Source organism: Bradyrhizobium sp. LTSP857, from assembly GCF_000938285.1.
Taxonomy (GTDB): Bacteria; Pseudomonadota; Alphaproteobacteria; order Rhizobiales; family Xanthobacteraceae; genus Bradyrhizobium.
The window spans coordinates 53947-72462 of sequence record NZ_JYMS01000019.1 but is presented as its reverse complement, the minus strand read 5'-3'; the positions used below and the strand labels follow the sequence as shown (position 1 = coordinate 72462).

General features: G+C 64.0%; 18 protein-coding genes. 7 read left to right on the top strand and 11 right to left on the bottom strand.

Features of this window, described 5'->3' with window-relative positions; translation table 11 throughout:
- Positions 1–60 precede the first annotated feature (60 nt).
- Together UP06_RS10105 and UP06_RS10100 are read left to right on the top strand one after the other, a co-directional pair.
- A complete protein-coding gene (locus tag UP06_RS10105) occupies positions 61–1746 on the top strand; it encodes a long-chain fatty acid--CoA ligase (RefSeq protein ID WP_045002399.1) in 1686 nt (561 codons plus the stop codon).
- 270 nt (positions 1747–2016) lie between these two features.
- Positions 2017–2502 (top strand): peroxiredoxin, encoded by a 486-nt coding sequence (locus tag UP06_RS10100; RefSeq protein ID WP_045002607.1) that lies wholly within the window; start codon positions 2017–2019, stop codon positions 2500–2502.
- A gap of 200 nt (positions 2503–2702) precedes the next feature.
- On the opposite strand, the gene rnhA is transcribed toward UP06_RS10100, so the two are convergent.
- From rnhA to ispH, 3 genes are read right to left on the bottom strand one after another with little or no spacing between them, the layout of a single operon-like run.
- Complete coding sequence (gene rnhA / locus UP06_RS10095) at positions 2703–3167, bottom strand: ribonuclease HI (protein WP_045002398.1); 465 nt, start codon at positions 3165–3167, stop codon at positions 2703–2705.
- A complete protein-coding gene (locus tag UP06_RS10090; protein ID WP_045002397.1) occupies positions 3164–4147 on the bottom strand; it encodes a homoserine kinase in 984 nt (327 codons plus the stop codon). Before UP06_RS10090 ends, rnhA begins: the two co-directional genes overlap by 4 nt.
- 6 nt (positions 4148–4153) lie before the next feature.
- On the bottom strand, positions 4154–5122 hold the full coding sequence (ispH, locus tag UP06_RS10085; protein ID WP_045002396.1) for a 4-hydroxy-3-methylbut-2-enyl diphosphate reductase: 969 nt from the start codon (positions 5120–5122) through the stop codon (positions 4154–4156).
- Positions 5123–5364: 242 nt separating this feature from the next.
- Between ispH and UP06_RS10080 the strand changes: the two genes are divergently transcribed.
- Positions 5365–6060 carry a DUF1013 domain-containing protein gene (locus UP06_RS10080; RefSeq protein ID WP_045002395.1) on the top strand — a complete coding sequence of 232 codons (696 nt, stop codon included), beginning with the start codon at positions 5365–5367 and terminating at the stop codon, positions 6058–6060.
- An 89-nt stretch (positions 6061–6149) separates the two neighbouring features.
- Here UP06_RS10080 and UP06_RS10075 read toward each other — a convergent pair whose 3' ends face one another.
- The 4 genes from UP06_RS10075 to UP06_RS10060 all read right to left on the bottom strand — a co-directional run bounded on the left by UP06_RS10075 (position 6150) and on the right by UP06_RS10060 (position 10949).
- Entirely contained in the window at positions 6150–6419 is a 270-nt protein-coding gene (locus UP06_RS10075; RefSeq protein WP_045002394.1) for a hypothetical protein, read from the bottom strand.
- Between the two features lie 143 nt (positions 6420–6562).
- Positions 6563–8473, bottom strand: coding sequence for a propionyl-CoA synthetase (locus UP06_RS10070; RefSeq protein ID WP_045002393.1), 1911 nt, complete (start codon positions 8471–8473; stop codon positions 6563–6565).
- A gap of 191 nt (positions 8474–8664) precedes the next feature.
- The gene (locus tag UP06_RS10065; protein WP_045002606.1) at positions 8665–10041 is read right to left on the bottom strand and encodes a tetratricopeptide repeat protein; all 1377 of its coding nucleotides are present in this window, start codon (positions 10039–10041) and stop codon (positions 8665–8667) included.
- Positions 10042–10169: 128 nt separating this feature from the next.
- Positions 10170–10949, bottom strand: a complete 780-nt coding sequence (locus tag UP06_RS10060; protein WP_045002392.1) for a tetratricopeptide repeat protein — start codon at positions 10947–10949, stop codon at positions 10170–10172.
- Positions 10950–11053: 104 nt separating this feature from the next.
- On the opposite strand from UP06_RS10060, the gene UP06_RS10055 reads away from it, so the two are divergent.
- Positions 11054–12598, top strand: coding sequence for a cation:proton antiporter (locus UP06_RS10055; protein WP_045002391.1), 1545 nt, complete (start codon positions 11054–11056; stop codon positions 12596–12598).
- A gap of 137 nt (positions 12599–12735) precedes the next feature.
- On the opposite strand, the gene UP06_RS10050 is transcribed toward UP06_RS10055, so the two are convergent.
- Together UP06_RS10050 and UP06_RS10045 are read right to left on the bottom strand one after the other, a co-directional pair.
- Positions 12736–13542 carry an SDR family NAD(P)-dependent oxidoreductase gene (locus tag UP06_RS10050; protein WP_045002390.1) on the bottom strand — a complete coding sequence of 269 codons (807 nt, stop codon included), beginning with the start codon at positions 13540–13542 and terminating at the stop codon, positions 12736–12738.
- Between the two features lie 112 nt (positions 13543–13654).
- A complete protein-coding gene (locus tag UP06_RS10045) occupies positions 13655–14134 on the bottom strand; it encodes a hypothetical protein (RefSeq protein WP_045002389.1) in 480 nt (159 codons plus the stop codon).
- A gap of 195 nt (positions 14135–14329) precedes the next feature.
- Between UP06_RS10045 and UP06_RS10040 the strand changes: the two genes are divergently transcribed.
- Entirely contained in the window at positions 14330–14632 is a 303-nt protein-coding gene (locus UP06_RS10040) for a hypothetical protein (RefSeq protein ID WP_045002605.1), read from the top strand.
- Between the two features lie 141 nt (positions 14633–14773).
- On the opposite strand, the gene UP06_RS10035 is transcribed toward UP06_RS10040, so the two are convergent.
- Together UP06_RS10035 and UP06_RS10030 are read right to left on the bottom strand one after the other, a co-directional pair.
- Positions 14774–15994, bottom strand: coding sequence for a hypothetical protein (locus UP06_RS10035; protein ID WP_045002388.1), 1221 nt, complete (start codon positions 15992–15994; stop codon positions 14774–14776).
- A gap of 56 nt (positions 15995–16050) precedes the next feature.
- The gene (locus UP06_RS10030) at positions 16051–16680 is read right to left on the bottom strand and encodes an NUDIX hydrolase (RefSeq protein WP_156162882.1); all 630 of its coding nucleotides are present in this window, start codon (positions 16678–16680) and stop codon (positions 16051–16053) included.
- Between the two features lie 67 nt (positions 16681–16747).
- Here UP06_RS10030 and UP06_RS10025 point away from each other — a divergent pair, with 67 nt between their 5' ends.
- Together UP06_RS10025 and UP06_RS10020 are read left to right on the top strand one after the other, a co-directional pair.
- A complete protein-coding gene (locus UP06_RS10025; RefSeq protein ID WP_045002604.1) occupies positions 16748–17173 on the top strand; it encodes a PaaI family thioesterase in 426 nt (141 codons plus the stop codon).
- A gap of 305 nt (positions 17174–17478) precedes the next feature.
- Positions 17479–18501 (top strand): aldo/keto reductase, encoded by a 1023-nt coding sequence (locus UP06_RS10020; RefSeq protein ID WP_045002603.1) that lies wholly within the window; start codon positions 17479–17481, stop codon positions 18499–18501.
- The last annotated feature ends 15 nt before the right edge of the window (positions 18502–18516 follow it).

Here is an 18516-nt window from a genome sequence, read left to right as displayed (position 1 = left end):
CTGCCGGCAATGAGGCAAGCCCGAGACACAACGGGCTCAGGTCAAGAGAGGGGAGTTTCCATGGAGCGCATCTGGCTCAAGCAATATCCGCCCGGCGTGCCCGCTGATATTGAGCCGACCCAATACGCATCGCTGGTCGACCTCTTGGAGGAGAGCTTTACCAAGTTCGCCGACCGCAAGGCGTTCATCTGCATGGACAAGTCGATCAGCTACCGCGACCTCGACCAGATGTCGCTGGCGCTCGGCGCTTACCTGCAAGGCCGCGGCCTCCAGCGCGGTGCGCGCGTCGCGATCATGATGCCGAACGTGCTGCAATATCCGATCGCGACCGCCGCCGTGCTGCGCGCCGGTTTCGCGGTGGTCAACGTCAACCCGCTCTACACGCCGCGCGAGCTCGAGCATCAGCTCAAGGATTCCGGCGCCGAAGTCGTCATCGTGCTGGAGAATTTTGCTCACACCGTCGAGCAGGTGATCGCCAAGACGGCGGTGAAGAATGTCATCGTGGCCAGCATGGGCGACCTGCTCGGCTTCAAGGGCGTGATCGTCAATCTGGTCGTCCGCCGCGTGAAGAAGATGGTGCCGGCGTATTCGCTGCCGGGCGCGGTGTCGTTCAACGACGCGCTCTCGGCCGGCCGCAGTCTGACCTTCAACAAGCCAAAGCTGTCGCCGGGCGACGTCGCCTTCCTGCAATATACCGGCGGCACCACCGGCGTCTCCAAGGGCGCGACCCTGCTCCACCGCAACATCGTCGCCAACGTCTTGCAGAACGACGCCTGGCTCCAGCCGGCGCTGGCGCAGCCGCCGCAGATCGACCAGCTCCTGATCGTCTGCGCGCTGCCGCTCTATCACATCTTCGCGCTGACAGCCTGTTACCTGCTCGCGGTGCGCGCCGGCGGCTGCAATCTCCTGATTCCCAACCCGCGCGACATCGCGGGCTTCATCAAGGAGCTGGCCAAATACCAGGTCAACAGCTTCCCGGCCGTCAACACGCTCTACAACGGCCTGATGCACCATCCCGACTTCAAGAACCTCGACTTCTCCAAGCTGAAGATCTCCAACGGAGGCGGCATGGCGGTGCAACGCCCGGTCGCCGAGCAGTGGAAGGCGCTCACCGGATGCTCGATCGCCGAAGGCTACGGCCTGTCGGAGACGGCGCCGACGCTGACCTGCAACACCGCGACCAATTCGGAGTTCAACGGCACCATCGGCATTCCCGTCCCGTCGACCTGGATCTCGATCCGCGACGACGACGGCAATGAGGTGCCGCTCGGCCAGCCCGGCGAGATCTGCGCCAAGGGTCCGCAGGTGATGGCGGGCTACTGGAACAGGCCGGAAGAGACCGCCAAGGTGATGACGGCCGACGGCTATTTCCGCACCGGCGACATCGGCGTGATGGACGAGAAGGGCTACTCCAAGATCGTCGACCGCAAGAAGGACATGATCCTGGTCTCGGGCTTCAACGTCTATCCGAACGAGATCGAGGAAGTGATCGCGAGCCATCCGGGCGTGCTCGAATGCGCCGTGATCGGCATCCCCGATTCCAAGTCCGGCGAGGCGGTGAAGGCCTTTGTGGTGAAGAAGGATCCAAACCTTACGGCGGAAGATGTGGTCAAGTTCTGCCAGGGGCAGCTCACCGGCTACAAGGTGCCCAAGCACATCGAATTCCGCGCCGATTTGCCGAAGACCAATGTCGGCAAGATTTTGCGCCGGCAGTTGCGGGACGAGAAGAAGGCGGAGGCGGCGTAGGCTCGCCTCTCCACCGTCATTGCGAGGATTTCATCGTCGTCCCGGCGAAGGCCGGGACCCATACCGCGGAATCCATCAATGGCGCATGTTCGCCGCTCCGAACGACGAGTCTTCGCCAAATCACGTCCTGTGGCTATGGGTCCCGGCCTTCGCCGGGACGACACCGAAGATGTAGCCGCAGATGTGCCTCATCACACAGCGGTGAAGCCGTTTCCCTCTCCGCGTAAAATGCTCTAGAACAGCCTCGGCCCCTTTCCACGGAGACTAATGATGACCATCCAGATTGGCGACAAGCTGCCCGAGGCGAAATTCCGCGTGATGACGGCGGAAGGCCCGCAGGTGAAGACCACCGACGATATCTTCAAGGGCAAGAAGGTGGCGCTGTTCGCCGTGCCCGGCGCCTATACCGGCACCTGCCACAAGATGCATCTGCCGAGCATCTTCCTCAACGCCTACGCCATCAAGGACAAGGGCGTCGACAGCATTGCCATCATCTCCGTCAACGACGCCTTCGTCATGAACGCCTGGAAGCGCGACACCGACCAGCGCGACGAGGCCACCTTCCTCGCTGACGGCAATGCCGACTTCACCAAGGCGATCGGCATGGAGCTCGATGCTTCGGCCAACGGCCTCGGCATCCGCTCCAAGCGCTATTCGATGCTGATCGAGGACGGCGTGGTCAAGAAGCTGAACCTCGAGGCGATGCCCGGCAAGGTCGAGGTGTCCGGCGGCGATACGCTGCTCGGGCAGCTCTGAGGCGACCAACGCTTTCAGCTACATACTCGGTGTCGTCCCGGCGAAGGCCGGGACCCATAACCCCAGGGTAGAGTTGCGGCGCGAGCTGGCAACCGCGAGTCTCCGCCAAACTTGATCCTGTGGTTATGGATCCCGGCCTTCGCCGGGATGACGGTAGGGCCTGGGGCGCGAGACGACGGCACAAGCAAAATGCGCCGCCCCTACTCCGCCACCCGCTGCTGCGTTCGCGCCTTCACAATCCCATCACGCGCGAGCTGATCCGCACGTTCATTCTCCGGATGGCCGGCGTGGCCCTTGACCCAGTGCCAGCGCACGTCATGGGCCTTCAGCGCGGCATCGAGCCGTTGCCATAGCTCGACATTCTTCACCGGCTTCTTGTCGGCGGTGCGCCAGCCGTTGCGCTTCCAGCCGTGGATCCAGCCGGTGATGCCCTGCCGGACATATTGGCTGTCGGTGTAGAGATCGACGGTGCACGGCTTCTTCAGCGCTTCCAGCGCGGAGATCGCCGCCATCAATTCCATCTGGTTGTTGGTAGTGTGCAGCAGGCCGCCGTTCAGCTCCTTCTCCTTGTCGCCGAACTTCAGGATCGCGCCCCAGCCGCCGGGCCCCGGATTTCCCGAGCAGGCGCCGTCCGTATAGATCGTGACAGTGGGAAGCTCGCTCACGCGACCAGTCCTGACGGCATCAGCCCATAGTCGCGCGCGGTTGAGACGCTCTGGTGGAAGCGCAGCTTGCGGACATATTCCAAAGGATCCTTCGGCTTCACCAGCGCACCAGGCGGCACGTTGAGCCAGTCGACCAGCCGCGTCAGCAGGAAGCGGATTGCCGCGCCACGCGCCAGCAACGGCAGCGCGGCCTCCTCGGCCTCACTCAGCTTGCGCACCCGGCCATAGGCATTGAGGAAAGCGCGGGCCTTGGTGACGTTGAAGGAATGATCCGGCTCAAAACACCAGGCGTTGAGGCAGATCGCGACGTCGTAGGCCAGCATATCGTTGCAGGCGAAGGTGAAGTCGATGATGCCCGAGAGCTGGTCGCCGAGGAAGAAGACGTTGTCGTTGAAGAGATCGGCGTGGATCACGCCTTCGGGCAAATTGTGCGGCCAGACGCCGCTCGAGAGCGTGTCGAGCTCGGCAGCGAGAAATGCGCGCAGACCCGGCTGCACCTCGTCGGCCCGGTGTGCTGCCGCATCGAACAGTGGCCGCCAGCCCGAGACCGAGAGCGCGTTGGCGCGCTGAACCGCGAAATTGGCGCCGGCCAGATGCATCTTCGCCAGCGCGTCGCCGACGCCGGCGCAATGCGCGGCGCTCGGCTTGCGCGGCCAGACGCCTTCGAGAAAGGTGATGATCGCCGCCGGCCGTCCCGCCAGCTCGCGCAGCGCCTCGCCGTCTTTCGCCTTCACCGGTAGCGGGCAATTGATGCCGTGCTCGGCGAGATGCGTCATCAGCGCGAGGAAGTACGGCAGATCGTTCTTCGCCACACGCTTCTCATAGAGCGTGAGGATGAACGAGCCTTGAGTCGTGTGCAGCAGGAAGTTGGAGTTTTCGACGCCCTCGGCGATGCCCTTGTAGGAGAGCAATTCGCCGAGATCATATTGCTTCAGGAAATCCGCAAGCTCGTCGGCGGCAACGTCGGTGTAGACCGCCATAAAAGTCTACTCGGCGGCGGCTTCGGGGCGCACCTGGCGCGGCAGCGGGAAGAACTCGTTCTCTTCCGCGGCCGAGACCGTCTCCACATGCAGCGTGAAGCGCTCGGCGAAGGCGTCCATGATCTCCTCGACGATCACCTCCGGCGCCGAGGCGCCCGCGGTGATGCCAAGGCTGGTGATGTTCTCGAACCGTTTCCAGTCGATCTCGGTGGCGCGCTGCGCCAGCACCGCGATCGGGCAGCCCTCGCGCTCGGCGACTTCGCGCAGGCGCTGCGAGTTCGACGAGTTCGGCGCACCGACCACGATCAGGGCGTCGACCACCGGCGCCACCTTCTTGACCGCGAGCTGGCGGTTGGTGGTGGCGTAGCAGATGTCTTCCTTGTGCGGCCCGTTGATGTTCGGGAAGCGCTCCTTCAAGAGCGCCACGATCTCCGCGGTGTCGTCGATCGACAGCGTGGTCTGGGTCACGAAGGCGAGGTTGTTCGGATCCTTCGGCGCGATGGTCTTGGCGTCCTCGGCGGTCTCGATCAGCGTCACCGCACCAACCGGAAGCTGGCCGAGCGTGCCGACCACTTCGGGGTGATGGGAATGGCCGATCAGGAAGATCTCGCGGCCGCGCTTGAAATGGATCGCGGCCTCGCGGTGCACCTTGGTCACCAGCGGGCAGGTCGCGTCCAGCGAGAACAGATTGCGGGACTGGGCGTCTGACGGGACCGACTTCGGCACGCCATGGGCCGAGAAGACCACCGGCGCAGTGGTGTTTACCGGAATCTCGGCGAGCTCCTCGACGAAGATCGCGCCCTTCTTTTTCAACCCATCGACGACGTATTTGTTGTGCACAATCTCATGGCGAACATAGACCGGGGCGCCATACTTATCGAGCGCCCGTTCCACGGTATCGATCGCCCGGACCACCCCGGCGCAGAAGCCGCGGGGAGAACAAAGCACGATCTTGAGGTCTGGTTTGGCTGACATTGAGCAATCTCGGGACCGAATCACCTGCCAAATGGGCGGGAAGCGGTCGATGAATGGAATAGGGCTTGGGTACGGGCTTACAGGGAATTGGGCCCCCTTTCGGGCGCTGTCAAGGCACTATCTATAGCAGAACCATTGCGTGGCTACCCCCTCCGGGCTTATATAGCGCGAATTCCCAGTCATCGCTGATGACCACCGGCTTCGCCTCCAAAGGGGTGGGCGAAGCACAAAGGAGATTTGCCATGAGCAACGCACCTCTGATGCCCAAGGCGACCGCCGTCTGGCTGCTCGACAACACCGCGCTGACCTTCGACCAGGTCGCCGATTTCACCAAGATGCATCCGCTGGAGATCCGGGCGATCGCGGACGGCGACGCCGCCCAGGGCATCAAGGGCATGGACCCCATTTCCAACGGCCAGCTGAGCCGCGAGGAGATCGAGAAGGCCGAGAAGAACCCGGATGCCCGGCTCCGCCTCCAGGAGAGCAAGGTGATCCTGCCGCCCCAGCCCAAGCGCAAGGGTCCGCGCTACACCCCGGTGTCGCGCCGCCACGAGCGCCCGAGCGCCATCCTCTGGTTGCTGCGCAACCATGCCGAGCTCAAGGATGCCCAGATCATGCGCCTGGTCGGCACCACCAAGAGCACGATCGCGAGCGTCCGCGACCGCACCCACTGGAACACCTCGTCGTTGACGCCGATCGATCCGGTGACGCTCGGTCTCTGCTCGCAGATCGAGCTCGATTTCGAGGTGGCGCGCGCGGCCAAGGAAAAGCCGATCGACACAGCCTATGGCGGCGCGACGCTGCTGCCGGCGTCCGAGACCACCAAGAAGGACGAGTTCGAGCCGGCGGAGAAGTCGAGCGACGACCTCAACGTCGACGCAGTGTTCGCCAAGCTGAAGACGCTCGGCGGCAAGAAGCAGGAGCAAGAGGAGGAGTAGTCCTTCGCTCTCCATTCGCTATCGAATACGATTCAGACGCGGCGGGGCGACCTGCCGCGTTTTTGTTTGATCCTCTCCGGCGTCGCGCCTTACGGCCGCTCCGGATGGTTGAGCATGTACTCGCCGAGATCGCGCTGGCGGCGGTCGGAACGGGCGACTGCGGCATTGCGCTGAACGTCACGGTCCTTGCGGCAGGCCACGTATTCGGGCGAGCCGGATGCATAGCCGCGGCTCTGGCAGACCGCATCGTCGTCGTCACCGCCCATCGCCGTCGGCGTCTGGTAGCGCGCCGAGCAGGCGGAGAGCGCCATGGCGAGCAGCACGGCAGTGAGCAGGCGCGGCGCAGTGGAGAGCGGCATCAAGGGTCCTCTATTGTCCGGCACTTGTAGCGCCGAATGAGGAAAATGTAAGTCCGCGGACGCCGCTCCCCGCTCGCTGTCATTCCCCGCTTTCGCGGGTGATGACAACCGAGATCGGAGCAGTGGCGTCGCAAGACGCGAACCTACACCCTCCCCTTCAGCGCCTCCCCGATCTCGTCCAGCACCTTCGGATCCTCGATCGTCGCCGGCATCGTCCACACCTCGCCGTCGGCGATCTTCTTGATGGTGCCGCGCAAAATTTTTCCCGACCGCGTCTTGGGCAGGCGGCCGACGGTGATGGCGAGCTTGAAGGCGGCGACGGGGCCGAGCCGGTCGCGCACAAGTGCTACGATCTCCTTCTCGATCTCGGCGGGTGCGCGCTTCACACCAGACTTCAACACCAGGAAGCCGCAGGGCACCTCGCCCTTGATCGCATCCTTGATGCCGAGCACGGCGCATTCGGCGACATCGGGATGCGAGGCCAAAATCTCCTCCATGCCGCCGGTGGAGAGACGATGGCCGGCAACGTTGATGATGTCGTCGGTGCGGCCCATGACGAAGACATAGCCGTCCTCGTCCTTGTAGCCGGCGTCGGAGGTTTTGTAGTAGCCGGGGAATTCGGTGAGGTAAGCTTCCCTGAAGCGTGCGTCCTGATTCCACAGCGTCGGCAGGCAGGCCGGCGGCATCGGCAGCTTGATGACGATCGAGCCCATGATGTTGGGACCGACCGGCTTGGCCGCTTCATCCACCACATCGACCTGATAACCTGGCATCGGCACCGTCGGCGAGCCGTGCTTCACCGGCAGCATGCCCAACCCCACCGGATTGCCGGCGATGCACCAGCCGGTCTCGGTCTGCCACCAATGGTCGATCACCGGCACCTTGAGCTGCTGCTCCGCCCATTCCACCGTCGGCGGATCGGCGCGCTCGCCGGCGAGGAACAGCGTGCGGAATGTCGACAGATCGTATTGCCGGATGAACTTGCCTTCCGGATCCTCTTTCCGGATGGCGCGGAACGCGGTCGGCGCGGTGAAGAAGGCCACCGCCTTGTGCTCGCTGATGACGCGCCAGAACGCGCCGGCATCGGGCGTGCCGACCGGCTTGCCCTCATACATGATCGAGGTCGCGCCATGCAGCAGCGGGCCGTAGATGATGTAGCTGTGACCGACTACCCAGCCGATGTCGGAGCCACACCACCAGACCTCGCCCGGCTTGACGCCATAGAGGTTGAACATCGACCATTTCACCGCGACGAGATGGCCGCCATTGTCGCGCACGACGCCCTTGGGAATGCCGGTCGTGCCCGAGGTGTAGAGGATGTAGAGCGGATCGGTGGCGGCGACCGGCACGCAAGCGGCTTTCTTGCTGTCGTTCATCGCCTTGCGGCGCAGGCTCGCCCAATCGTAGTCGCGCTTTGGCGTGAGGTCGCAGATGTGTTGTGGACGTTGCAGCACGATGCAGGCCTTCGGCTTGCTTCCCGCAAGCCTGATCGCCTCGTCGAGCAGCGGCTTGTAGTGCACGATGCGGCCGGGCTCGATGCCGCAGCTCGCAGACAGAATGAGTTTTGGCTGCGCATCGTCGATGCGGGTGGCGAGCTCCTTCGCGGCAAAACCGCCGAACACAACGGAATGCACCGCGCCGATGCGCGCGCAGGCGAGCATCGCCACCACGGCCTCCGCCACCATCGGCATATAGAGGATGACGCGGTCGCCCTTGGCGACGCCGAAATCCTGCATGATCGCGGCGAGCGCATGTACCTCGGCCAGCAGCTCGGCATAGGTGAATTTGGTGACCGAATTGGTCAGCGGCGAATCATGGATCAGCGCGACCTGGTCGGCGCGACCGCGCTCGACATGGCGATCGAGCGCGTTGTAGCAGGTGTTGACGACACCGCCTGTGAACCAGCGGCCGTAGACGCCCTGTGCTGGATCAAAGATCTTTTTCGGCGGCTCGATCCAGTCGATCTCCTTCGCCGCCTCGGCCCAAAACGCCTCGGGATCGGCCAGCGAGCGCGCATGGACCTCGTGATAGCTGCTCTTGCTCTGGATGGTCATGCCCGCGCTCCCGTTCCCTTTATTCGCCTGGCTTTGACCAGACGGCAGGACAGAAATCCCGCCATGACCCGGATCAAGTGCCGGCCTTGTTTGAGGGGTATTTTCCCGGGAACGGGCCGCGGTTCAAGCTGAAAGAACGCCTTCTCCCTCTCTCCGCGCTTACAAGGGGAGACGTAGATCGCGAACGCCGCTCAGCTCTCCATCGCATTCAGCCGCTGCAACCGGTCCTGCATGACCTTCTTCAGATCGTAGCCGGGTCGGCGGAAGCTGGCATCGCGGGTGGCGAGGAAATCGTGCTGGGATTTACGCAGATCAGCGGCCGAGCGCCGGCTCATCGATTTCAGCACGCGTTCATAGGCCTCGGCGAGCCGGCGGTCGAGCATGCCAAGCTGCGGATCGGCGCAGATCACCCTCTCCACCTCGCGCTTCGCATCCGCGCAATCGAATGACGGGCCGTTGCCGGAATTCGCGGCCAACGGGCGCGGCGGCGCGGCGCCGAACTTCGCGATCTCCGCCATCATGGTGCGGCGGCCGTCTGCGGCGTTCGCGTTGCCGGGATCGAGCCGCAGCGCGGTCTCGTAATCGGCCAGCGCCTTCTTGCGGTCGCCCATCTTGGTATAGAGCACGGCGCGGTTGTTGTAGGTCTGCGCGAAATTCGGATCGAGTTTCAGCGCGTCATTGTAGTCGCTGAGCGCGGCGCCGAACTCACCCTTGAACTGGTAGGAATCACCGCGGTTGGTGAAAAAATTCGGGCGCGGCGCCAACCGCAGCGCCTGGTCGTAATCGGCGATCGCCTTGTCGTAGTCCTTCATTGCGGCCAGCGACAGCCCGCGATTGTCGTAATACTCCGGCACCTTTGGATCGAGCCTGATCGCGTCGCTGTCGTCAGCGATCGATTTGTCGAGTTGGCCGAGCTTCTTGTAGGCAGCGCCGCGATTGGTGTAGCTGCGCGCCCGGTTCGGATCGAGCAGCAAGGCTTCGCTGAGATCGCTGACCGCCTTGTCGTTGTCACCGTTGAGATAGTAGGTCGCGCCGCGGTCGGACCAGGCCTGCGCATAATCCGGCTTCAGCTTGATCGCCTGGTCGTAATCGGCGAGCGCGCGGTCGAGCCGGCGCTGGTTGGTGTAGGCCACGCCGCGCAGTTCATAGGCCTCCGCGTCCTGCGGATCGAGCTCGATCGCCTTGCTGAGGTCAGCTGTCGCCCGGTTGAGATCACCGCCGGCCTCGCGCAGGAGGTCGCCGCGCAGACGCCAGGCCCGTGCATTCTTGCCGTCGAGCGCGATGGCGCGGTCGATATCCCGCAGCGCCGCCGTAAGACCGCCCGAGGTCCGCGCATTGGCATCAGCGCGCACCAGCAGCGCCGCGGCCCGATCGGACGTTGAATTTGTGGCCCGATCGATGATGGCACCGCACACCGGGATCAGCTCGGCCGGGGTGGCCTTGCTGCCGGACACACAATCGACGGCGGCCGAGGCCGGGCCAGCGAGTACGAGGCTCATCGCAGTGCCGAGCAGGAAGGCACGCAGCGGGATTTTGGACGTTTGCGCGGAAGGACGCGTGCCGCACATGAGCATTACTCCGTGACATCAGGTTTTCACCGTTGTCGCGGCGGGCAGGGGTTCGGTTCAAGCCGTGAGGGACGAACCGCCGCCTGCACTCCCCTCGCTCCGCTTGCGGGGAGAGGCGAAGACCGCCGCTAGTACCCGTCCACCCCGTTCAGCCGTTGCAGCCTATCCTGCATCGCCTTCTTCAAATCATACCCCGGCCGACCGAACCCGGCATTGCGGCGCGCGATGAAATCATCCTGCTCGCGCTGGAGCGCTTTTGCCTCGCCGGCATTGCGGGCTTCGCGCAGCACGCGGGCGTTGGCGGCATAGACCTCACGATCGAGATCGGCGAGCTCATGGTTGGCGCAGATCGCTTTCTCCACCGGACGGCGCGCGCTTCCGCAACTGAAGCTGGGCTTGCCGGCGACCGCCATTTGCGCGCCGATCCGCTCGAGTTCGCGCGCCATCGCCTTGTGATTGGCCTTGGCCTTCTCGTGGTTCGGATCGATCCGGAGCGCTGCGCCGAAATCCTGCACCGCCTTGGGCTTGTCGCCTTTCTTCAGCCAGAGCTCGCCGCGCGCGTTGAAGAGGTCGGCCGACGTAGGATCGAGCTGCAACGCGCGGCTGTCGTCGGCGATGGCGCGGTCGATCTGGTCATGCCGCGCAAACAGCGCGCCGCGCGCGATCAGGGCGTTGATCAGGTCCGGCTTGGCCGTCTTTTCGTTGTCGATAACAGCGGCGCAGGCCGGGGCTGCCTTATCCAAATCATCAGCGGCCGCAGCAGTGAGGCATGACCCGACGTCGACCTGCGCGACCACGGCGGCCGGCTCGCCGCCCGTCGCGGCATGGGCCGGGCCGAGCGAGAGCGCCAAGAGCCGCGCCGAAAACAGCGCCACACCGAAAAATCGAATCAGCGAGAAAAAACGCATGCTCGTCGCATTTGGAAGCTCTTGCTTTGTAGCCACACTATCCATCATACGGCCGGATTGATGCTAGCCTATGGCGTCGCTCAAATCTTGTTTCGGGGATCGTCGTGTCGACATTCGAATGGATCATCGCGCTTCTGCTCGGCGCCGTTGCATTATCGGCGCTGGGGCGGCGGATCAAGGTCCCCTACCCGACCTTTCTCGCGATCGGCGGCGTACTGATCGCCTTTGTACCGAACAGCCCGTCCTGGGCGCTGGAGCCCGACCTGGCGCTGGCGCTTTTTGTCGCACCGGTGCTGATGGATGCCGCCTTCGATACCTCGCTGCGCGATCTCCGCAACAACTGGGTTCCGGTCTCGACCTTGGTCGTGGCCGCGGTCGGCCTGACCACAGTCGGCGTCGCCTTCGTCGCGCACCGGCTGATCCCGGACATGCCCTGGGCTGCCGCGGTGGCGCTCGGCGCGATCGTAGCGCCGCCGGATGCCGCAGCCGCGGTCGCGATTCTGAGCCAGGTGAAGCTGCCCTACCGCATGGTGAAGGTGTTGGAGGGCGAAAGCCTGCTCAATGATGCCAGCGCACTGCTGATCTATCGCATCGCGGTCGGCGCGGTTGCGATGGAGCATCTGAAATGGAGCGAGGTCGCGCCGACGATCGCGCTGGGATTGGTCGGCAGCGTCATCGCCGGACTTCTTGCCGCACGCATTATCCCCCTGCTTCTGGAGCGCGTGACGGAGGTGCCGAGCGCGATCATCGTGCAATTCGCCACCACCTTCATGATCTGGATTGCCGCCGAGCATCTCGGCCTCTCCGGCATCCTCACCATCGTGATCTACGCCATCGCCATCGCGCAAACGGCGCCGGCCCGCATGCCGGCGCGGCTGCGGGTACCGTCCTATGCGGTGTGGGAGACGACGGTGTTCGTGCTCAACGTGCTCGCCTTCATGCTGATCGGCATGCAGATGCGGCCGATCTGGGCGCGGCTCGATGAGGACGTGCGCTGGGAATATTGCGTGGCGGCGGGCTGGATCCTGCTCACGGTGATCCTGGTGCGGCTGGCCTGGATCACGTTCTACCGCACCACACTGCGCGTGCTGATTGCGCACGGAATCTATCATCCCAAGGATCCGAAGCAGGTGGCCTCGCCGAAGGGCGGCCTCATCATCTCCTGGTGCGGCATGCGCGGCCTCGTCACGCTCGCGACCGCTTTTGCGTTGCCGGAGGGTTTTCCATACCGCGATTTCATCCTGTTCAGCGCGTTCGCGGTCGTGCTGGGCACGCTGGTCGTGCAGGGCCTGACGCTGCGGCCGCTGATCCTAGCGTTCGGCCTCAAGGACGACGATCCCGTCGGCGCCGAGGTCGCGCGCGCCCGTGCGGTCGCCTATCGCGCGGCGCTCGATGCGATCGAGGACGATCCGTCGGAAGAGGCGGAAATCCTGCGGCTCGAATATCGCGCCGTCCTGATGCGGGCCGACGACGATCCCAACGGCGGCATTACCAACGGCGAACTGCCCGCCGATCCCCTGCGCCGCCGCGCCATCGAGGCCGCACGAAAATCGATCTTCAGCCTCCGCGCCACCGAAGTGATCGGCGACGACGCGTTCCATCGCGTCGAGGAAGAGCTGGATCGGGCGGAGCTGAGTGCGGGGGGATGAGTATGTCGTCCCGGCGAAGGCCGGGACCCATACCGCGTGATCCATCGATTGCGGAAAGTAGGCGTACCGAGCGACCAGTCTTCGCCAAACCTTATCCTGTGGTTATGGGTCCCGGCCTTCGCCGGGACGACAGTAAACTACGCCCCCGCCTTGCACGTGATCCCGCCGTCGACCACGAGCTCGATCCCCGTCACATATTTCGATTCGTCAGACGCCAGAAAGAGCGCGGCATTCGCGACGTCCCAGCCGTCGCCCATGTGGCCCATCGGCACTTGAGCGTCACGCGCGCGCCACATCGCTTCGACATCGCCCTTGGCGTAGCTCGCCGCGAGGCCAGCGGAATGTTCGACCATCGGCGTTTTCATCAAGCCGGGCAGGATCGCGTTCACCCGCACATGGTGGCGCGCGAACTCGATCGCGGTGGTGCGCGTCATCTGGTTCATCGCGGCCTTCGAGGTGCCGTAGGTGACGTAGGAGATGCCCATGTGGCGGATCGAAGCGATCGAGGAGATGTTGATGATGGAGCCGCCGCCCTGCTTCACCATCACGGGAATAACGTGCTTCATGGCGAAATAAGCGCTCTTGAGGTTGACGCTGAAGACGCGGTCCCAGCTTTCCTCGGTCACCTCGACCACGCTGCCCATCTCGGCGATGCCGACATTGTTGTCGAGCACGTCGATGCGGCCGTAAGCTTTCAGGCACGCCGCGACCATCGCCTCCACCTCGGCTGCGCGCGACACGTCGGCCGTGAACGCGCTCGCCTTGCCGCCCTCGCCCGTGATGATCTTCACCGTTTCCTCGGCCGCCGCGCCGTTGCGATCGACGCAAAACACCTGCGCACCCTCGCGCGCGAACGTCACCGCGGTCGCCTTGCCGTTACCCCAGCCCGGTCCGATCGAGCCGGCGCCCACCACCATCGCAACCTTGCCCTTGAGCCGGTCCATCGCGCGGTTCTCCCTTGTTGTTTTTTCTTTGTAGCCCGGATGGAGCGAAGCGTAATCCGGGATCACTGTCCCCGGATTGCGCTGCGCTCCATCCGGGCTACGCGCGCTTCCCTTACTGAAACGTCATGTCCAGGCACTTGGAGATGTCGGAACCGAGGCCAGAGGAGATGATGATGCAGCCGCGCACCTTCTGCGCGTTGACGTCGGCGGCCCACACCGAGTAGCCGCCGGGGCCGAAGAACGAATTGGTGTTCGGCGGTTCGGTCTCGGTCGCGTCGAAGTCATAGTGGCCGTCGGTCTCGAATATCCGCGGCTTCTTGGTACAGCCGCCATCGGTCTGGACGTTGATGACTTCCTTGTTGTCGCGGGTCAGCGCCAGGGAGACCTGGCAGCGGAAATATTCCGAAGTCTTGGTATTGAAGAGATAAGTGTAGGATTTGCAAGTCGCGGTGTTGAGCTTGCCGGGGGCAAGGCCGCGGCTGCATGAAATCCGCTGGTTGTGGCTGAGCTGGTAATCATCGGCCCGAGCGGCCGGCGCCAGCGCCGTCAGTGACAACGCAGCAGCCCAGCAAATTTTAATGACATGGCGCATTCGAATCATCCCCACCAATATCTTTGTCGAGTTGCGTTCTAGACTGAAAGCGGAACATAGTCGCGAGGGGACGAAGGGAAAATCACAAACTGCTGGGCAAGACGTGATGTTCTGCGGCGCAGTTGAGAATTGACCCGGAGATACCGTTCGCGATTTGTTCAGTCAGGACGCCTCGACGATGGGGAGGATGGGATGATGGCATTTTCAACGAAGACCTTTGTGCTTGCAGCCGTGCTGGGTGCTTTCGCCGCACCCGCAGTCGCGCAAACCGCGGCGACGCCGTGGGAGCTCAACCCCGACACGGGCTATGCCTATGACAAGGAAGGCAAGACCTTCTCCTACAAGATGGGCACCAGCAATGCCGGCGAGCTCCTGAAGGGCGCCAAGAAGGTGCCGAAGGGCACGCTGTTCTTCATCGGCCAGAACGGCCAGCTCTACATGCGCAGCGGCCCGTATCTGGAGGGCGACGGCAAGTTCAAGTTCGGGTCGAATCAGTAGGGGGCGGCGAACGCGCCGCAATCCCGGATCCGTAGGGTGGGCAAAGGCGCGTTAGCGCCGTGCCCACCGTCTACTAGCGCATTCCGATTGAAAGCGGTGGGCACGCTACGCTTTGCCCACCCTACGGCAACTTGCCGCGCCCTAAAACGCTGCCGCCAGCTCCCGCGCCCCACCATTGTTGCTGTTGCTATCCATCCGCGCATCCGTGATCGCCAGCAGCTTCGCCACCGTGTTGTGGCGGATCGCGACCGGGTTGCGCTCGTAGCCGCCGCGCTGGAAGAAGTTCGAGGTCGGCACCTGCTCGCGCATCGCCTGCGGCATCGTCACCATGTCGAGGCCGGTACCGTCGCCGGTGAGGTTCATCATCTCGAGCTCGGCTGCGCTCAGCGGACGGACGTAACCCTTGGCGCGGGCGAACAGTACCGAGGTCAGGAGCTTGTGGGTTTGCAGCATCGGCCCGACATCGATGTCGAGCACCATGGCATGCATCGCCCAGCCCTGCGCGGTGTCGCCGATCTTCTCATGCTCCGACCAGGTGTCCGGCACCGACTTCGCATGCGCCACCATGCGCTTCAGCACAGAGAGCTTGTATTCCAGCGACTTCCGCGCCGGGCCTGAGGTCTGCGCGACTTTCTCACTCAGCGCACGGATGAATTCCTGGCCCTGCTCGGCCAGCAGCTCGACGCTGTTGGTGGTCAGCAACTGGTTATAACCCATCGCGGTCGAGATCGCGCGCTTGCCGCCATGTTCAATTCCTGCCTGCACGTCGTAATTGCCGGTGCCGCCGGTCTCGAACGAATACACCCGCACCGCCTGTTCGCGCGTCAGCCCTGAAGCCAGCGCGTAGCGCGCATAGACACGCTTGAATTCGACCTCGGTCGCTGGCCGCTGCGGCGTGAACTGATAGAGGTCCTGCGCCGCGCGCAGGAGATCGGCGACCACGGGAAGCGGCTTGCGGGCGGGCCGTTCCGGCGTTTCCTCCGGCTCCGGATTCACTGGCCGCTTCGGCCCGTTATAAAGCGGCGCCTGCTCCAGCACGTAATCGTCGAGCGTGATCTGCTGCCCGCTGCGCCGCTTGGCGTTGCGGCCGCGCCGCTTCTCCGAGATCTGGCTCCAATAGGCGCCGGCATCGGCATCGAAGGCGCCGCGGATTTCCTGATACTCTTGCAGCTTGCGGCGATATTCGAGCACGGCCGGCGACGCGCCGCCGCCTTGCGCAAAAAATTGCGACAAGAGCTGAGCGTTGGCATTGCTGACGGCGGGCGGCAGCGCGTCGGCATCGCCGCCACGTGCGACTGGTGCGAGCAGCACGAGCACAAATGGAACCAGCGTCAGGGCATTTCGAATCGGGTGATGATGCATAGCGCCCTCTTAGCAAGCATCCGGTAACCGTCACGTTAACGTGCCGTTTACCATCGTCACTTCCAGGCGAACACCGGCTGTTCCAGTTCCCGCACTCGGGTCTGCCGTCCCGCCAGCACCTCGCGGAACTGATAAATCAAGGCCGCAGTCGGCGCGTGGATCAGGCTGGCCTGATGATGGAAGCGGATCACGCGTCGCGCGCTTTCGGGGATCGCGACGAAATCGAAAGCCGCTTCGCGCTCGGTGGTCGCAAGCGAGATGCGATGGACCGATGCGACCTCATCAGGGTTCGGAACGATCGCGGCACTGTCGGCGGCCCAGACCACCACCGGCGTGATCAGATAACCCGAGCGCGTCGGATAATCGTCGAGTTGGCCGAGCACCTCGCCACTGCCGAGCTTGAGGCCAAGCTCCTCGTCAAGTTCGCGCAGTGCCGCTTCGACCGGCGTCTCGCCTGCGTCGCAGCGTCCGCCCGGCAAAGCCCATTGACCGCGATGGGCGCGCAGGTGTGATGCACGCAGCGTGAGCAGGAGCGCGGTGTCATCGCCATCCCCCGTCGCGGTCAGCGCGATCGCCACGGCCGCACGCTTCAATGCTGACGGCTCGGCCGCATCAGGCAGCCGCGCGAATGCCGCGCAGGCCTCTGCGATATTCCGTCTGGTGGCATCGTCGAAAGGTCTCATGATGCTTGACTACACCAAGACCGCGCTTGATGAAACGAGGAGAGATGCGCCAGCAAGGACGGACCGGGAGATGATCGACAAGACCGCCGCAAAGCTTAAATCAGACGGCTGGACCATCCTCGAGACCACCGGCTTCATGCACCTGATAGGCCCGCTCTGGGAGCGCAAGGTCGACGGCCACTACGAATTCGCGCTTGCCACCGAGGACAAGCACCACAACCGCCGCGGCATGGTCCAGGGCGGCGTGATGATGACATTTGCCGACCGCACCTGCGGCATGACCGCCCGCTATGTCTCGGGCAAGGAATTCATGGCCACCGTGCAGCTCGACACCCATTTCGTCGAGGCCGGCCAGATCGGCGACCTCCTGATCTCCCGCCCCCGCGTGGTGCGCGCGACGCGCAGCCTGATTTTCATGAGCACCGAGGTGACAGTGGACGGCCGTTGCTTGGTGATGGCGAATGGCGTGTTCAAGATCTTGAAGGGGCCGGGGTAGCGAGACGTAGTCAGGCTACCACCGCCGCCAACGACACCCACCGCTGTCATTCCCCGCGAAGGCGGGGAATCCAGTACGCCGTAGCTTCTCCGCTCAATCACTAGCGTCTCGGCGTACTGGATCGCCCGCCTTCGCGGGCGATGACACCGAGTGTGGGGTATGCGCGTCCCCCCAACCTCGTCATTGCGAGCGCAGCGAAGCAATCCAGACTGTTTCCGCGGACGCATTTCTGGATTGCTTCGCTGCGCTCGCAATGACGGAACTGGGTCGCTATGCTGCTGCCACAAGAAGCAAAGGACCCGCCCATGCAATACCGCCAACTCGGCCGCTCTGGCCTCAAGGTCTCGCCGATCTGTCTCGGCACCATGATGTTCGGCGGGCCGACGGATGAGGCCGCCTCACAGCGCATCATCGCGAAGGCACATGAGGCCGGTATCAATTTCATCGACACGGCGGACGCCTATTCGAAGGGCGGCTCCGAGGAGGTCGTCGGCCGCGCCATCGGCAACGACCGTCACGCCTGGGTGCTCGCGACGAAACTCGCCAACCCCATGGGCACTGGTATGGGCGACGATCCTAATCGTGTCGGGCTGTCGCGGCGCTGGGTGTTGCAGGCGGCTGACGAGAGCCTGAAGCGGCTCGGCACCGACCACATCGACATCTACTATCTGCACAAGGAAGACCATGCCACGCCGCTGGAGGAGACGGTGCGCGCGATGGGCGATTTGATCCGCGCCGGCAAGATCCGCTATTTCGGCGTTTCCAACTATCGCGCCTGGCGCGTCGCCGAGATCTGCAACATCTGCGATCGGCTCGGCATCGACCGCCCCGTGGCGAGCCAGCCTTATTACAACGCGATGAACCGTATGCCCGAGGTCGAGCACTTTCCGGCCTGCGGCTATTACGGCCTCGGCATCGTCGGCTATAGCCCGCTGGCGCGCGGCGTGCTCACCGGCAAATACAAGCCCGACGCTGCTCCGGACAAGGAGACGCGCGCGGGCCGCAACGACACCCGCATGATGCAGACCGAATGGCGGCCGGAATCGCTGAAGCTCGCGCAGGAGATCAAGAGCCACGCCGAGACGAAAGGCATCACCGCCGGCCAGCTCGCGGTCGCCTGGGTGCTGAACTCAGCCTTTGTCTCTTCGGTGATCGCCGGTCCCCGCACGGAAGAACAATGGGACGACTACATCCACGCGCTCGACTATCGCTTCACTGCCGAGGACGAGGCGCTGATCGACCGCCTGGTGACGCCGGGCCATCCGTCGACGCCGGGCTACAACGACCCGGCCTATCCGATCGAAGGACGCCGCGCGCGGACGGCGTGAGAGCGGGAGCCGACG

Coding starts and splice junctions, on each gene's coding strand:
- UP06_RS10105 (WP_045002399.1), top strand. CDS start 61: ATGGAGCGCATCTGGCTCAAGCAATATCCGCCCGGCGTGCCCGCTGAT.
- UP06_RS10100 (WP_045002607.1), top strand. CDS start 2,017: ATGACCATCCAGATTGGCGACAAGCTGCCCGAGGCGAAATTCCGCGTG.
- UP06_RS10090 (WP_045002397.1), bottom strand. CDS start 4,147: ATGGCGGTCTACACCGACGTTGCCGCCGACGAGCTTGCGGATTTCCTG.
- ispH (WP_045002396.1), bottom strand. CDS start 5,122: ATGTCAGCCAAACCAGACCTCAAGATCGTGCTTTGTTCTCCCCGCGGC.
- UP06_RS10080 (WP_045002395.1), top strand. CDS start 5,365: ATGAGCAACGCACCTCTGATGCCCAAGGCGACCGCCGTCTGGCTGCTC.
- UP06_RS10075 (WP_045002394.1), bottom strand. CDS start 6,419: ATGCCGCTCTCCACTGCGCCGCGCCTGCTCACTGCCGTGCTGCTCGCC.
- UP06_RS10070 (WP_045002393.1), bottom strand. CDS start 8,473: ATGACCATCCAGAGCAAGAGCAGCTATCACGAGGTCCATGCGCGCTCG.
- UP06_RS10065 (WP_045002606.1), bottom strand. CDS start 10,041: ATGTGCGGCACGCGTCCTTCCGCGCAAACGTCCAAAATCCCGCTGCGT.
- UP06_RS10060 (WP_045002392.1), bottom strand. CDS start 10,949: ATGCGTTTTTTCTCGCTGATTCGATTTTTCGGTGTGGCGCTGTTTTCG.
- UP06_RS10050 (WP_045002390.1), bottom strand. CDS start 13,542: ATGGACCGGCTCAAGGGCAAGGTTGCGATGGTGGTGGGCGCCGGCTCG.
- UP06_RS10045 (WP_045002389.1), bottom strand. CDS start 14,134: ATGCGCCATGTCATTAAAATTTGCTGGGCTGCTGCGTTGTCACTGACG.
- UP06_RS10040 (WP_045002605.1), top strand. CDS start 14,330: ATGGCATTTTCAACGAAGACCTTTGTGCTTGCAGCCGTGCTGGGTGCT.
- UP06_RS10035 (WP_045002388.1), bottom strand. CDS start 15,994: ATGCATCATCACCCGATTCGAAATGCCCTGACGCTGGTTCCATTTGTG.
- UP06_RS10025 (WP_045002604.1), top strand. CDS start 16,748: ATGATCGACAAGACCGCCGCAAAGCTTAAATCAGACGGCTGGACCATC.
- UP06_RS10020 (WP_045002603.1), top strand. CDS start 17,479: ATGCAATACCGCCAACTCGGCCGCTCTGGCCTCAAGGTCTCGCCGATC.